The sequence below is a fragment of the Falsirhodobacter sp. alg1 genome (genome assembly GCF_000739715.2).
Classification (GTDB): Bacteria; Pseudomonadota; Alphaproteobacteria; order Rhodobacterales; family Rhodobacteraceae; genus Falsirhodobacter.
Genome location: NZ_BBJC02000005.1, coordinates 65,043 through 79,151 on the forward strand (window position 1 = coordinate 65,043; position 14,109 = coordinate 79,151).

Sequence of the window (14,109 nt, forward strand, 5' to 3'; positions counted from 1 at the left end):
CATGGCACCAGTTCTTTCTGTTCGCAATCTGACGACGGCCTTCAAAACCGATGACGGCTGGAAATCCGTGGTTCGCGACGTGTCCTTCGATGTGAATGCGGGGGAAACCGTTGCGATTGTCGGAGAGAGCGGATCAGGGAAATCCGTCACATCCCTGTCCATTCTCGGATTGCTGGACCCCAAGCGATCACGGGTGACAGGTGATATCGATCTGGACGGCCGGAATCTTCTGACCCTGTCGGAAACGGACATGCGCAAGATACGCGGCAACGATATCGCCATGATCTTTCAGGAACCGATGACCAGTCTGAACCCCGTCTTTACCGTGGGGCGCCAGATTGGTGAAGTTCTGATCCGCCATGAAGGCATGTCCAGGGCCGCAGCGCGTCAGGAAACCCTGAGGTTGATGGAGCGCGTCCGTATTCCAAATGCGCAGACGCGGATCGATGAATATCCACATCAGTTTTCGGGCGGAATGCGGCAGCGGGTCATGATCGCAATGGCGCTTGCCTCGCGCCCCAAGCTGCTGATTGCGGATGAACCGACAACGGCGCTTGATGTGACGATTCAGGGGCAGATTCTGGATCTGATAAAGGAACTGCAGGCAGAGCAAGGAATGGCAGTACTGTTCATCACCCATGATATGGGGGTGGTGGCCGAGATTGCGGACCGGACCGTGGTCATGTTTCGCGGGGATTGCGTGGAAACGGGGGCAACATCCCAGATTTTTGCCGCACCCCGCCATCCCTACACCCGTGCCTTGCTGGCCGCTGTTCCACGTCTGGGTTCAATGACTGGGCAGGATTGGCCTCTGCGCTTCCCCAAGGTGGATATGGAAACGGGCGCCGTCACGCCCCAACCGGCGGTTGTTGGCAGTGTTGCACAGGGCGGTTCACCGGTGTTGTCAGTAAAAGGTCTGGTGACGCGGTTCGATGTAGGATCCGATCTGCTGGGGCGTCCGACGGGCGCGGTGCACGCGGTGGAGAATGTCTCTTTTGATCTGTTTCACGGTGAAACCCTGAGCCTTGTCGGGGAATCCGGATGTGGTAAATCGACGACCGGGCGATCTGTGCTTCGGCTTGTGGAGCCGAGAGAGGGTGACATCACCCTAGATGGATATGATGTACGCCATCTGGCACCCGCCGATTTGCAACGCATGCGCCGATCGGGGCAGATGATTTTTCAGGATCCTTTTTCCAGCCTCAATCCGCGCATGACGGTGGGGCAGACCGTTGCCGAGCCGATTGTGAAGCATGGTCTGGCACGAGGGGGCGCTGCAAGAGCGCGGGTGGCGGAACTGCTGGACCAGGTTGGCCTTCCGGCAGCAATGATGGACCGCTATCCGCATGAATTTTCCGGTGGCCAGCGTCAGCGTATCGCCATCGCCCGGGTTCTGGGTCTGAACCCAAAGGTGATTGTTGCCGATGAAAGCGTCTCTGCGCTGGATGTATCGATCAAGGCGCAGGTCTGTAACCTGCTGATGGATCTGCAGGAACGCCTCAAGATCGCATATCTGTTTATCAGCCATGATATGGCGGTAGTGGAGCGCGTCAGCCACCGCATTGCCGTCATGTATCTTGGGGAGATTGTGGAGATCGGCCCCCGCGAGGCAATTTTCGGTAACCCTCAGCACCCCTATACGCAAAAGTTGATTGCAGCTGTGCCCGTACCGGATCCGGCCCGCAGGGGATTGCGCCGGGCGGCCTCGGTGGACGAACTCAAAAGCCCGGTTCGCCCCCGCGACTATGTTCCTGCCGTGCGTGAATGGGCCGAGGTCGGACCGGGGCACCGGGTGATGGTGGCGTGATCACGCCGATGTGCCACCACAGTCGCACGCAGTGCGGAACGATACGGGCGCACCGGCGTTGAGCCTGCGAAACTACACTGTGGAAGGAGCTTACCATGGGCGAACTTACAGATAAGACCAAAGCTGCAGGCAACAAGATTGCAGGTGGCATCAAGGATGGCGTCGGCGACATGACCGACAACAAGGATCTGCAGGCCGAAGGCAAGGCGCAAAAGGCCAAGGGCGATGCGCAAGATGTCTCGGGTACCGTAAAGGGTAAGCTCGGGAACGATATCTGAAACATACCCGTCAAGAATGCCCCGCTTCGGCGGGGCTTTTTGCGTTTGAAAGGACCTGGCTGCGTGGACGATAATTTTGATCCTTATGGCAATGCTATAGTCATTGGGGCGTCGGGTGGCATTGGTGCCGCCTTGATGCGTAAGCTGGAATCCGACGGGAAGTTCCGAAAGGTGATCGGCCTATCTCGTACAAGCGATCCAGCGCTGGATTTGACCGACGAGGATTCGATCAGATCGGCGGCGTCTTATGTTGGCGATATGGGCACACCGCGTTTGGTCATTATTGCCACCGGAGTGCTGCATGGCCAAGGGATGGAGCCGGAGAAAAGCCACCGAGCCCTGACGGCGGCAAGCATGGCAAATTCCTATGCCGTAAATACCATCGGCCCCGCCCTGATCATGAAGCATTTCCTGCCGCTATTTTCCAAGTCAGGAAAGTCCGTCATGGCAGCGTTATCGGCAAAAGTCGGCAGCATCGGGGATAACCATCTGGGTGGTTGGTATTCCTACCGCGCATCAAAGGCCGCATTGAACCAGATTGTACATACCGCGGCGATAGAATTGCGGCGCAGCCATCCGAAAGCCGTTTGCGTTGCCCTGCATCCTGGTACGGTCGATACGGGATTGTCAGGAAAGTTCGCCAAATCAGGTTTGACCGTTCAACCTGTGGATTCAGCCGCGGAAGCATTGATAGGTTGTGTTGACAGGCTGAAGCCTGAGAACAACGGCGCCTTTCTTGATAGAACGGGCGAGCCGCTTCCCTGGTGATGCCGGAATAATATTTACATTCCACCGTTTCCGCGCCAGCACATGCGGAGACAAAGCAATGGAGTTGGATATGAAAGCGCTGGTTCTGGAAGAAAAGCATCGGCTTGCGCTGCGGGATATCCAGATTGACGAGCCCTTGGGTCCGAAAGACGTAAGGATCGCGGTGCATACCGTCGGCATATGCGGATCCGATGTCCACTATTACACGCACGGCAGGATCGGGCATTTCGTTGTGGATGCGCCGATGGTCCTTGGGCATGAGGCATCAGGGACCATTGTTGAATGCGGCACGGAGGTGCAGGGCCTCAGCGTCGGCGATCGCGTTTGTATGGAGCCGGGGGTGCCCGACGCTTCGTCCAAGGCCTCGAAGCTTGGCCTTTATAATGTCGATCCCGCCGTCCGGTTTTGGGCAACGCCGCCCGTACATGGTTGTTTGCGCCCAGAGGTGGTTCATCCTGCGGCCTTCACCTATAAGTTGCCGGATAACGTCAGCTTCGGGGAAGGCGCGATGGTGGAGCCATTCGCCATCGGTATGCAGGCGGCCCTACGGGCACGTATCCAACCCGGAGATATTGCTGTCGTTACAGGGGCGGGCCCGATCGGCATCATGGTCGCCCTTGCAGCGCTTGCAGGGGGGTGTGCCAAGGTAATCGTGGCAGATATGGCACAGCCGAAGCTGGACATTATCGGTGCCTATTCTGGAATAGAAACGGTCAATATCAGCCAGCAATCTTTGGTGAGTGTGGTTTCTGATACGACCGGAGGTTGGGGCGCCGATATCGTATTCGAATGTTCGGGCGCGGCACCTGCAATATTGCGGGTGGCCGATGTGGCCCGCCCCGGCGGGGCTGTCGTATTGGTTGGAATGCCGGTGGACCCGGTGCCTGTTGATGTTGTGGCTTTGCAGGCCAAGGAATTGCGGGTGGAAACCGTTTTCCGATATGCGAATGTCTATGACCGTGCGATCGCGCTCATAGCTTCGGGCAAAGTGGACCTGAAGCCGCTGATCACAGCGACGCTGCCCTTCGAAGAGAGCATCGCTGCATTCGATCGTGCCGCAGAGGGAAGGCCTACGGACGTGAAGCTGCAGATCGTTCTTGCGGATCAGACCGGATTATTGCTGTCGGCGTGAGCGACCCTGACGTACCGATCCTGTTATAGGTCAGGTGAAGTAAAGCCAAATCATCAGTAGTCGACATTGGTCATTCCCAATGAAATGGCCAATGCCAGACATCTAAAATCCGAGATCGGTAAACTGGCATATGTGTAAACCCACTAACCCGTCCAGCGCGCTATTGCCGTAGGAAAGGCATGTTATCGACATTTAATATGGTTCGATAAGTCCGATGTATTATAAGAACCGGTATTTGGTTGCCAGGTAACAGTGCTCGAATGCTCGAATGCTCGAATGCTCGGCAGTGGCAGTTCTTTTAGAACCTGTCAGGTCATTCACTACCGACGGAGGTTGTCTGTGTCGGAACAGGTAAAGAAACCACGCCACGGACAATGCAGCGGCCTGCGTTATATCCGTCTGCAATCCATATTATTGCAGCAGATCGAATCTGGCCGCATCGCCGTCGGTGATAATTTGCCTCCTGAACGGGAGTTGTCGGAGATGCACGGTGTCAGCCGTGCAACCGTGCGGGAGGCGTTGCGTAATCTTGAAAGCCTCGGCGTAATACGCCGGATGCAGGGCGCGGGGACAACCGTCATCTCCGTCACGCCGCAGGACAGAACTCCTGTCATTCCCTCGGTTGAAACATTCTTCCACTACGATCAGGGAACGCAACTGGTGAATACCGGTATCACCGCTGCTTCGGATATGGCGCTGGAGGCGATTGGACTTGATCGTACGTTATATTCCGATTGGCTGGTCGCCGGTATGCTACGTACAGACATCGCAACAGGGCAGCCCGTTTCGTTCACGCATGCATTCGTGCCCGCCGATTTCGCGGGATTGTTCGAGCATGAGTTATGTCTGCGCGTCCCTTTTTTCATTATCCTGCAACGGCATTTCGGGATTTCGCTAAAGACCGCGGAACTGGAAATCCAGCCGGTTATTTTGCCGGATGACATATGTACGGTCCTGCTGGCCGATGAAGGGGAAGACACGGTCAGCCCCGGAATACAGCTTCTACGGGGCTACCGTGATGATGCCGGAAAACAGCATATGAAGACGAGATCGTGGCATGCGCCGGGGCTCGGCGGCTTCCGCTCGCAAATTGCTATCTGACACTTATCTTCCCACAATCACGCCGTTTTATCAGGCGGACCGGCTTATATAAGCGCAAAAAATCGGCAAAAGGTTCGGACCTGTCTTTTTGATGGTCCGAACCTTTGCATGTTCGATCCGGTCTGTCTTCGTTGTCCGTACAACACATGGTGGGGACAACCTCGATGAAAAAAAGTGTGACAGGGAAAATTGCGGCGCTGTTGATCGGAACGATGCTTTCGGCAGGCACCGCTCTGGCCGATGGTGGTACATTGCGGATCGCCATGACCTCTTCGGATGTACCGGTAACGACCGGCATGCCGAACAACGGGTTCGAGGGGATGCGCTTTCTGGGCTATCCGGTCTTCGAGCCGCTGGTCGATTGGGATCTGAGCAGTGCGGACAAACCGGCAGATATCCGGCCGGGCTTGGCTGAAAGCTGGGAAATCGACCCCGAGGACACGAAACGGTGGATTTTCCATCTTCGACCCGATGTCGAATTTCACGATGGTTCCGCCTTTGATGCAGATGCCGTGGTCTGGAACCTTGAGCGTTTCTTTGATGAAACCAGCCCGCAATTCGATCAGGCAGGATCCGCAATCGTGCGCGGGCGCAACCCCATTCTGGATAGCTGGGAAAAGATCGATGACATGACCGTCGCGATCACGACGAAATATCCGGCGTCCTATTTCCCCTACATCATGTCCTATATGCTGATTGCGAGCCCTGCGGCCTTTGAGACCGCCAATTCGGATTGGAATGAATACGGCAAGGCCCCATCCGGTACGGGACCGTTCAAGGTGACGAATGTTACCCCTCGTGTTTCGGTGGAACTGTCCCGTAATGATGATTACTGGAACCCTGACCGTATTGCCAAGCTGGATCATATCCAGCTGTTCCCCATGCCGGAGCCTACGACGCGTCTTGCTGCGTTGCGGTCCGGGCAGGTAGACTGGATAGAGGTGCCGCCCCCGGATGCGATCCCCGGACTGGAAGGTGCAGGATTCAACGTGGTGACCAATACCTATCCGCACGTCTGGCCGTGGGAGTTCGATACGACCGAAGGATCTCCGTTTGCCGATGTACGGGTTCGCCAAGCGGCAAACTACGCGGTTAATCGTGAAGGTATCGTGGCATTGATGAACGGCACTGCCGCCCCTGCGAAGGGCTTCTTCGATGTGGACAGCCCGCTGTTCGGATCGCCTGAAAATGACTACACCTACGATCCTGAAAAAGCACGGGCTCTGCTGGCCGAGGCCGGATATGGCCCTGATAACCCTGTCCATGCCAAGATCCTGACATCCACATCAGGGTCGGGTCAGATGCTGCCGGTCCAGATGAACGAATATCTGCAGCAGACCATGGCCGAAAGCGGCTTCGATATCGATCTTGAAATGACGGAATGGGGCAGCCTGCTTGTTGCACTGCGTAATCCGCCCGGGACCGCGCCCACAATGGATGCCGATGCCCTGAACATTTCGTTCGCGTCATCTGATATCAGCTACCTTGCCAAATACTTCCATTCCAAGAACGCTTCACCTGTGTCGCAGAACTGGGGTGCCTTCGGTACACCAGAAACCGATGCCCTTCTGGATCAGATCGAAACAACCTTCGATGCGGAAAAGCAGGCAGAGCTGACGGCCGAGCTGCATGCCAAGATTGTGGACCAGGCACCTTGGCTGTTCATCGTCCATGACCTGAACCCCCGCGCGATGAGCGAGCATGTCAAAGGCTTCGTCTCGGCCCAATCCTGGTTTCAGGATCTGACCAGCGTGTACATCGAGGAGTGATCGGGCACCGTACATCCTGATCCGCTCGGGGGTGTGCCCGCCCCCGATCCCCCACCAGGTGCTTCTGGAAGATAAGGGACGCTTCTATGTTATCATTCATTCTCAGGCGGTTGCTGCAGGCCATCCCGATCCTGTTCGGCGTGTCGGTCATGGTGTTCCTGATGGTCCAGATGATCCCCGGAAGCCCGTTGGATCTGCTGCTGCCGCCCGATGCCTCGCCGCAATTGATCGAGCAGATGAAAGAGGCATATGGCTTCGACAAGCCTGCATGGCAGCAGTATCTGCTTTGGCTGTGGCAGTTGCTTCATGGCAATCTGGGCTATTCCATCTTCAACGGAGCGCCTGTTGCGGATGAGCTGTTCGACGCTTTGGGCAATACGTTCGTTCTTGCCATTCCGGCGGCATTCACAGGTTTCGGTCTTGGTATTCTGCTGGGTGTGTCGGCGGCGCTGTCGCAGGGTGGTCCGCTGGACAAGTTGCTTTCGGCTATCGCAATCACCGGTGTAAGTTTGCCGCATTACTGGTTCGCAATTGTCATGGTGGTGATCTTTTCGGTGAACCTGAACTGGCTTCCGGCGCAAGGCATGCAATTCACCGGCGTTCCGACCACGCTTGCTGGTTTCAAATCCATGATACTGCCTGTCATCACCCTATCGCTCATTCCGATGGGTGTTGTCGCGCGGGTTGTCCGCGCTGCCGTGCTGGAGGTCATGAGCCAAGAGTTCGTGAATACGCTTCATGCCAAGGGGCTATGGGACAGGAGCGTACTGCTGCATGTGATGAAGAACGCGGCCCCCGCGACACTTGCCGTGATGGGGCTGCAATTCGGATACCTGCTTGGTGGCTCTATCCTGGTGGAAACGGTGTTCAACTGGCCGGGGTCCGGAAATCTGCTGAACCTCGCGATTTTCCGGCGCGACATTCCCGTTATGCAGGCCACAATTATCGTTCTTGCCGCATTTTTCGTGCTGCTGAACCTCATTGTCGATATCGCACAGGCGCTGATCGACCCGCGCATCCGCCGCTGACAGCCAAAGAGACAGCCATGACCAGCTACGCCAAGGATACCGGTTCCGAATTCCCAAGTGTTTCAAGCTATCGCGATCTGAAGGTTCAGGAGTCTCCGGGATATTGGGCCATGGTGCGCAAACGCATCCTGCGGGATCCGGTGACCCTGATTTCCGCAGCGATCCTGCTGGTTATCATCCTGTCCGCCATTCTTGCACCCGTGCTTGCGCCTTATGATCCATATGTCGGTAATATCATGACGCGGATGAAGCCGGTCGGTTTTGAGGGCCATCTGCTTGGTACAGATGAAACCGGGCGGGACATGCTTTCACGCCTTCTGTTCGGGGGGCGGCTATCCCTGATCGCGGGCGTGGTACCTGTCTCCATCGCCTTGTTGATCGGCGGATCGCTGGGGATCACGGCAGGCTTTTTCGGGGGCCTGGTCAATACCGTCATCATGCGTGTAACGGATGTATTCTACGCCTTTCCCTCCATCCTGTTGGCCATTGCGATCTGCGGTATGCTGGGGACGGGGCTGTTCAATACACTGCTGTCACTGACGCTGGTGTTCATTCCACCGATCGTCCGTATTTCCGAGTCGGTCACGACACAGGTCCGGAACCTCGATTTCGTCGAGGCGGCCCGGGCGTCAGGGGCAGGGTCGTTCGCGCTTATGCGCTATCAGGTTCTGCCGAACGTATTGGCTCCAATTCTGGTCTACACGACGTCACTTGTATCACTGTCGATCATTCTGGCGGCGGGGCTTTCGTTTCTCGGGCTTGGCGTTTCGGCACCCGCGGCCGAATGGGGGCTGATGCTGAACAGCCTGCGCCAGATGATCTACATCGATCCAGTGCTCGCCGCTTTGCCGGGTGTGCTGATTTTTGCGACATCCATGTGCTTCAACCTCATTTCCGACGGGCTTCGCAGCGCGATGGATGTCCGGCTCAAAGTCTGAAGGGGATTATCATGATTGGCCAGGTTCCGACGACCGGGGCAGACCGGATGCAACGTATTCTTGCCGATGCGCGGGATCGTGGCGGACCGGGCCAGCCGATGCTGATATTGAAGGACATCAAGCGGCATTTTCCCATTCGGAAGGGCGTGATGAACCGTACGGTCGGGCATGTACAGGCTGTCGACGGTGTGTCGCTGACGGTAATGAAGGGCGAAATCCTTGGCGTTGTGGGAGAATCGGGCTGTGGAAAATCGACCCTGTCACGTCTGATGATGCGCCTTGTCGAACCCGATACGGGTGAAATGATCTTTGATGGGGATCTGGTGGATGACAAGGTCGGATTGACCACGCGCCGTTTGCGTCGCCAGATGCAGATGGTGTTTCAGGACAGCTTTTCCTCCTTGAACCCGCGCATGCCGATCGAAGAGACGATCGCCTTTGCCCCCATGATGAACGGATCATCCCGGTCCGATGCAATTGCGGCTGCCCGTGCCCTGTTGGATCAGGTGGGGCTGTCGGCCGCGATGTTCGCAAGACGTTATCCGCACGAACTCTCGGGGGGGCAACGGCAGCGTGTCAATATCGCGCGGGCGCTGGCCGTAAACCCGCGCGTCGTGATATTGGATGAGGCCGTGTCCGCGTTGGACAAATCGGTAGAGGCGCAGGTCCTTCAGTTGCTGATCCGCCTGCAGGAAGAGATGGATCTGACCTATGTCTTCGTCAGCCATGATCTGAACGTCGTGCGCTACATCTCCGACAGGATCGCAGTGATGTATCTGGGCCGGATCGTGGAGACCGGCAGCGTGGACGAGATATGGGACAATCCGCGCCATCCATACACCCAGGCGCTTCTGGCCTCTATTCCCAGCCTTGATCCTGACCGTCGTACAATGGCGGCGCCGATATACGGCGATCCGCCCAACCCGATCAATCCGCCATCAGGCTGCCGGTTCCGCACGCGATGCCCCTTTGCAGAAACCTGCTGCGAGATGCATGATCCTGCCGCTGTCACATTGCCCGGCTCGTCCGCTCATGCCGTTTCCTGCCATATGGAAAACGAGGCATCCGGCCACAGCCGCGTCGGCACAAACGCCCGCATTGCAGAGGTTACGCAATGAAACATGACATCATCGCCGAGCCCGGCATTCTGGAGGTCAGCAATCTGCACGTGGCCTTCGGTAGGCCCAAGGACAGGGTGAGCGTGGTCAACGGTGTGGATTTCAGCCTGGCCAAGGGGGAGGTTCTGGGCATTCTGGGCGAATCCGGTTCGGGCAAATCGGTCATGCTGCGATCATTGATGGGGCTGTTCCCTCGCCGGACCCACGTCACGGGCCATGTGCGGCTGGCCGGGCAGGACCTTCTGGCAATGGACAAGAAAACCCTGCGAAACATACGCGGGCGCGATGTGTCGATGATCTTTCAGGAACCCATGACCTCATTCGATCCCGTATTTACCGTGGGTCGGCAGATCACCGAAACCATCCGTCGGCATGATGGTGTGTCCGAGCAGGACGCCCAGGCCCGCGCTCTGGAGCTTTTCGAGCTGGTCGCCATCCCCTCGGCCAAATCACGGCTGACGAACTACCCGCATGAGATGTCTGGCGGAATGCGCCAACGTGTGATGATCGCCTTGGCCCTTGCCTGTCGGCCAAAGGTGCTGTTGGCCGATGAACCGACCACCGCGCTGGATGTGACAGTCCAGATCCAGATCCTTTTGCTGTTGCGCGAATTGCAGCGTGAAATGGGAATGTCCGTCGTTTTCGTAACTCATGATATCGGCGTCGCGGCCGAAGTGGCAGACAGGATCGGCGTGATGTATGCAGGGCGTTTTGCCGAGCTTGCACCGACAAGGGCGGCAATTCTTACCCCGCGCCATCCTTACACCCGGGGCCTCCTTGCGGCAACGATCCACGGCCAGCAGCGCGGTGATCATATCGAGACCATTCCGGGTGCACCGCCAAATCTGGCTCATCTTCCAACGGGATGCGCCTTTGCACCCCGCTGCGGCAGGTCTGTTGCGGCCTGTACCGAAAAAATGCCGGAGATGACGGTTTTCGGCAAAACGCATATGGCCCGGTGTTATAACCCCGAGCCATCTCAGATATGATCGATCTGCGCGCCTTCTGCGCCCGCCCCGATTTGAATGCGGGAATAGGGACGGCAATTGTGGCCATAGGGCTGATCCTGTGGATACAAAGCATCCAGAATGCGCTTGTCCCCCTTATGGAAGTGCGAATGGGGGCCATGGTGCTTCTTGGTTTGTATCTGGCACTCTCGTGGTCCCGATGCCGGCTGATGACACGGCGTATCTCCATGATCTGCCTGCTGATCTGTGCGGCTGGTCTGGTTGCCGGATCTCCCCTTTCCGCCGTGTATGACGGATTGGATACGGCACTGCTGTTCGCCGGATTTTTTCCGGCGCTTGCGCTGATCCGGAGCCTGATCAATCGTACCGATCTGTTGCAAAGGGTGGGCGACAGCCTGATCGCCCTGCCGGATAAAGAACGGGATCATGCGACCTTGGTCGCGGCCCATGCAGTAGGATCCGTCATGACGCTTGGTGCGTTCGCCGCGCTCTCTGCCCCTTTGGAACGGGTCGAGGCCCCTGCAGAGCGTCAGCAAAGCGGGCTGGTCGCAATCCGCGGCGTCAGCCTGGCAATCCTGTGGACCCCCTTCACCGTAGGCATGGGGTTTGCGGCAAACCATTTCCCACAGGTGCCGCTTTGGCAGGGTATCGGATGCGGTCTGGTTATTGCGATGCTGGGAATGGTGATCTCGATCGGATGGGGTAATCCGTTCCGGATAGGGCCGGTTTTCAGGGCCGTCCGCCCGATGACCGTGCCGGTCATTGCTGCGGCAGTGGTGCTGGCAGGGCTGAACAAGATCACCGGATTGTCCGCAATGAGTGTGATCATCATCACCACCCCCATTTTAACGGCCTTGATTTTTATCCTGCGTGATCCGCGGGGTCTGCCCAGCTTGATACCACCGCTGCGCAAGGAATTGGGCGGCATGGGTAACGAGTTGCTGTTGTTCTCCTGCTCTATTTCCATGGGGGCCGTCATGGCGGCAAACCCGCACTTTCAAGCAGTACTGGCCGGTTTGGGGCTGGCAGTGCTGCCGGTGCCGATGATTTTCGCGATCGTTGTAGCCATCTGCATATCGGCGGCACTTGTGGGGATGCATAGCTCGGTCATCGGTGCAATGGTTATCGCTGTTACGGCGGCACTGAATGGCGCACTGGGTCCGTTGCCGATATTTCTGCTGATTCTGTTCGGCTGGTGCTGCGGGGCCATGCTGTCCATGTCGTCGCTTACCGTTTCGGTGGTGTGCCGCGATTTCGACACGTCGCTGCGGCAGATCATGTTCGGCGATAATCTGCGCTTTACGATCATCCTGGGTGCGCTTGTCTCCCTGATATTTGCTGTGCTGCATCTTTGCGGGCTGACCTGAGCCGTTTCCACTGGATAATTTCGTACCCCAAAAAAGGACTGGTCATGCCGACCGAACTGAATGCTGACGAGATTGATGCGCTGATTGCTCGTGCGGGGCTGTCACCTGACGCATCCCTGCGTGAGGCGCTGCACCGGGCCTGGCCCTACGTTGCGGAAATGGCGGAGCGTGTCCGCACCCCTCGTGGTAGGGCAGCAGAGCCTGCCCATATCTTCGCGCTACTGTTGCCCGAGGGATCGAAATAATACGCCATCATCAGGTACCGCTCGCGACAAGTTCGGTCAGATCAGGCCGCACATCCCGCCGTGACAGAGACTCCAGAATGCGCCCGGCCCGATAGGCCGTCGCCTCGGCAAAGGGGGCGGCGACAATCTGGACCGACCGTGGCAGGCCCGCTGCGTTCAGCCCCAGCGGCATCGACAGCACCGGGTTTCCGGTCGTGTTGAATTGCGAGGTGGTATTCATTCCCTCCAGCATGGTACGCGGCCTCAGATCGGCCACAGTCGGCGCATCAGAGGCACCGGACACGCAAATCAGCAGATCAAACGTGTCGAACGCCCTTGCAATCTCTGCGACCAGTTCGCTACGGCGCCTCAGGGCCTGAACATAGTCGGCAGCCGTGAACAGGGCACCGACGGCCAGCCTTTCGCGCATGAAGGGGCCGAAGATTTCGGGCCGCGTACGGAAATCCGCTTCGTGCAGGGTATAGGCTTCGGATAGCAGAATGATACGGTTTACTGCCAGATAATCTGCCAAAGGGCTAAGGACACAATCCTCGATGATAGCGCCATGTTCGGCCAGATGTGCCGTTGCCAGATTGCAGGCTTCGCGGGCATCGGGTGTCATGCGTGCCGAAATCTCGTCGTGCCAACAATTCAGGATACCGATGCGCATTCCTTTGACGTCTGCGGGACTGTCGGCTGAAAAATCCGGAACGTCTACCTGCGCGGAGGCGGGATCGAGAGGATCATGGCCCGCAATGGCCTGAAGCATCGCGATATTATCGGCAACTGTCCAGGTCATCGGGCCGGCATGATCCAGCGAATACGCAAGCGGGGAAATACCGCGACGTGACACGCGACCATAGGTCGGTTTCATGCCCACCAGCCCGCAATATCCCGCCGGAATACGGATCGATCCGCCTGTATCCGTGCCGATGGCTGCAGGTACCACCCCCGCCGCTACCGCCGCGCCCGATCCCGAAGATGAACCACCGGGATAATTGGCGGTATTCCAGGGATTGAGCGCGGGCCCATGTGGAAGGCTCGGATCCGGGCCGCCGATTGCGAATTCGTGGGTTTCTGTTTTTGCGATGATGATTGCACCTGCGGCCTTCAGTTTCTGCGCCACAACGCAATCGGCCATGGCGGGTGCGTCTCCGTCGGACAGGTGAGAGCCGTTTCCGGTAACATACCCTTCAAGATCACAAATGTCTTTCAATCCTATAGGAACCCCGTGCAATGCCCCTAGGGTCTGACCTGCCGCAAGGGCCGCATCGGCAGCCCGCGCTTCGGCCAAAGCCCTATTGGGGTTCACCGCAGCGATGCATCGCAAATCACGCCCCGTCGTGGCGATGCGGCCAAGATAAAGCGCCGTTACCTCTTCGGCTGTTGCTTCACCGTTTCGGATTTGCCGGGCAATTTCCAAAATATCTGGTGTTCCGAGTGTCATTCGGCTCTCCGTTATATCCCGGTTACCGTTCTATGACGCGCTTCAGACAGGTTCGTACCATTGAGCGGTAATTCGTTCTCACAATCTGGCGTTTCATGCCTGTTGCCCAGAATTACGACCCGAATGAAGGGTGGACGCCCATGATCGCGGCGCTTGTTGGACGC

13 protein-coding genes are annotated in these 14,109 nt (G+C 57.5%); 12 read left to right on the forward strand and 1 reads right to left on the reverse strand.

The window, feature by feature from the left end; all coding sequences use genetic code 11:
* Position 1 precedes the first annotated feature (1 nt).
* The 12 genes from TR36_RS10555 to TR36_RS10610 all read left to right on the forward strand — a co-directional run bounded on the left by TR36_RS10555 (position 2) and on the right by TR36_RS10610 (position 12,519).
* Positions 2-1,807, forward strand: a complete 1,806-nt coding sequence (locus TR36_RS10555; RefSeq protein ID WP_202814405.1) for an ABC transporter ATP-binding protein — start codon at positions 2-4, stop codon at positions 1,805-1,807.
* 95 nt (positions 1,808-1,902) lie between these two features.
* The gene (locus TR36_RS10560) at positions 1,903-2,085 is read left to right on the forward strand and encodes a CsbD family protein (protein ID WP_045392150.1); all 183 of its coding nucleotides are present in this window, start codon (positions 1,903-1,905) and stop codon (positions 2,083-2,085) included.
* Between the two features lie 63 nt (positions 2,086-2,148).
* Positions 2,149-2,853: an SDR family oxidoreductase gene (locus TR36_RS10565; protein ID WP_045392148.1), complete on the forward strand. Its 705-nt coding sequence runs from the start codon at positions 2,149-2,151 to the stop codon at positions 2,851-2,853.
* A 70-nt stretch (positions 2,854-2,923) separates the two neighbouring features.
* Positions 2,924-3,985 (forward strand): NAD(P)-dependent alcohol dehydrogenase, encoded by a 1,062-nt coding sequence (locus TR36_RS10570; protein WP_045392704.1) that lies wholly within the window; start codon positions 2,924-2,926, stop codon positions 3,983-3,985.
* Between the two features lie 276 nt (positions 3,986-4,261).
* Positions 4,262-5,086, forward strand: coding sequence for a GntR family transcriptional regulator (locus TR36_RS10575; protein WP_082714929.1), 825 nt, complete (start codon positions 4,262-4,264; stop codon positions 5,084-5,086).
* Between the two features lie 164 nt (positions 5,087-5,250).
* Positions 5,251-6,855 (forward strand): ABC transporter substrate-binding protein, encoded by a 1,605-nt coding sequence (locus tag TR36_RS10580; RefSeq protein ID WP_045392144.1) that lies wholly within the window; start codon positions 5,251-5,253, stop codon positions 6,853-6,855.
* An 86-nt stretch (positions 6,856-6,941) separates the two neighbouring features.
* Positions 6,942-7,883 carry an ABC transporter permease gene (locus TR36_RS10585; RefSeq protein ID WP_045392142.1) on the forward strand — a complete coding sequence of 314 codons (942 nt, stop codon included), beginning with the start codon at positions 6,942-6,944 and terminating at the stop codon, positions 7,881-7,883.
* 17 nt (positions 7,884-7,900) lie between these two features.
* Positions 7,901-8,821: an ABC transporter permease gene (locus TR36_RS10590; protein WP_045392140.1), complete on the forward strand. Its 921-nt coding sequence runs from the start codon at positions 7,901-7,903 to the stop codon at positions 8,819-8,821.
* Between the two features lie 11 nt (positions 8,822-8,832).
* Positions 8,833-9,939: an ABC transporter ATP-binding protein gene (locus TR36_RS10595; RefSeq protein WP_255357361.1), complete on the forward strand. Its 1,107-nt coding sequence runs from the start codon at positions 8,833-8,835 to the stop codon at positions 9,937-9,939.
* Positions 9,936-10,928 carry an ABC transporter ATP-binding protein gene (locus TR36_RS10600; RefSeq protein WP_045392138.1) on the forward strand — a complete coding sequence of 331 codons (993 nt, stop codon included), beginning with the start codon at positions 9,936-9,938 and terminating at the stop codon, positions 10,926-10,928. The genes TR36_RS10595 and TR36_RS10600 overlap by 4 nt, the downstream gene beginning before the upstream one ends.
* Positions 10,925-12,274, forward strand: a complete 1,350-nt coding sequence (locus TR36_RS10605; protein WP_062763201.1) for a hypothetical protein — start codon at positions 10,925-10,927, stop codon at positions 12,272-12,274. Before TR36_RS10600 ends, TR36_RS10605 begins: the two co-directional genes overlap by 4 nt.
* Before the next feature lie 44 nt (positions 12,275-12,318).
* Positions 12,319-12,519, forward strand: coding sequence for a hypothetical protein (locus TR36_RS10610; RefSeq protein ID WP_045392133.1), 201 nt, complete (start codon positions 12,319-12,321; stop codon positions 12,517-12,519).
* Positions 12,520-12,529: 10 nt separating this feature from the next.
* Here the strand turns inward: TR36_RS10610 and TR36_RS10615 are convergent, their stop codons facing one another.
* Positions 12,530-13,945, reverse strand: a complete 1,416-nt coding sequence (locus TR36_RS10615) for an amidase (protein WP_045392130.1) — start codon at positions 13,943-13,945, stop codon at positions 12,530-12,532.
* Between the last annotated feature and the right edge of the window lie 164 nt (positions 13,946-14,109).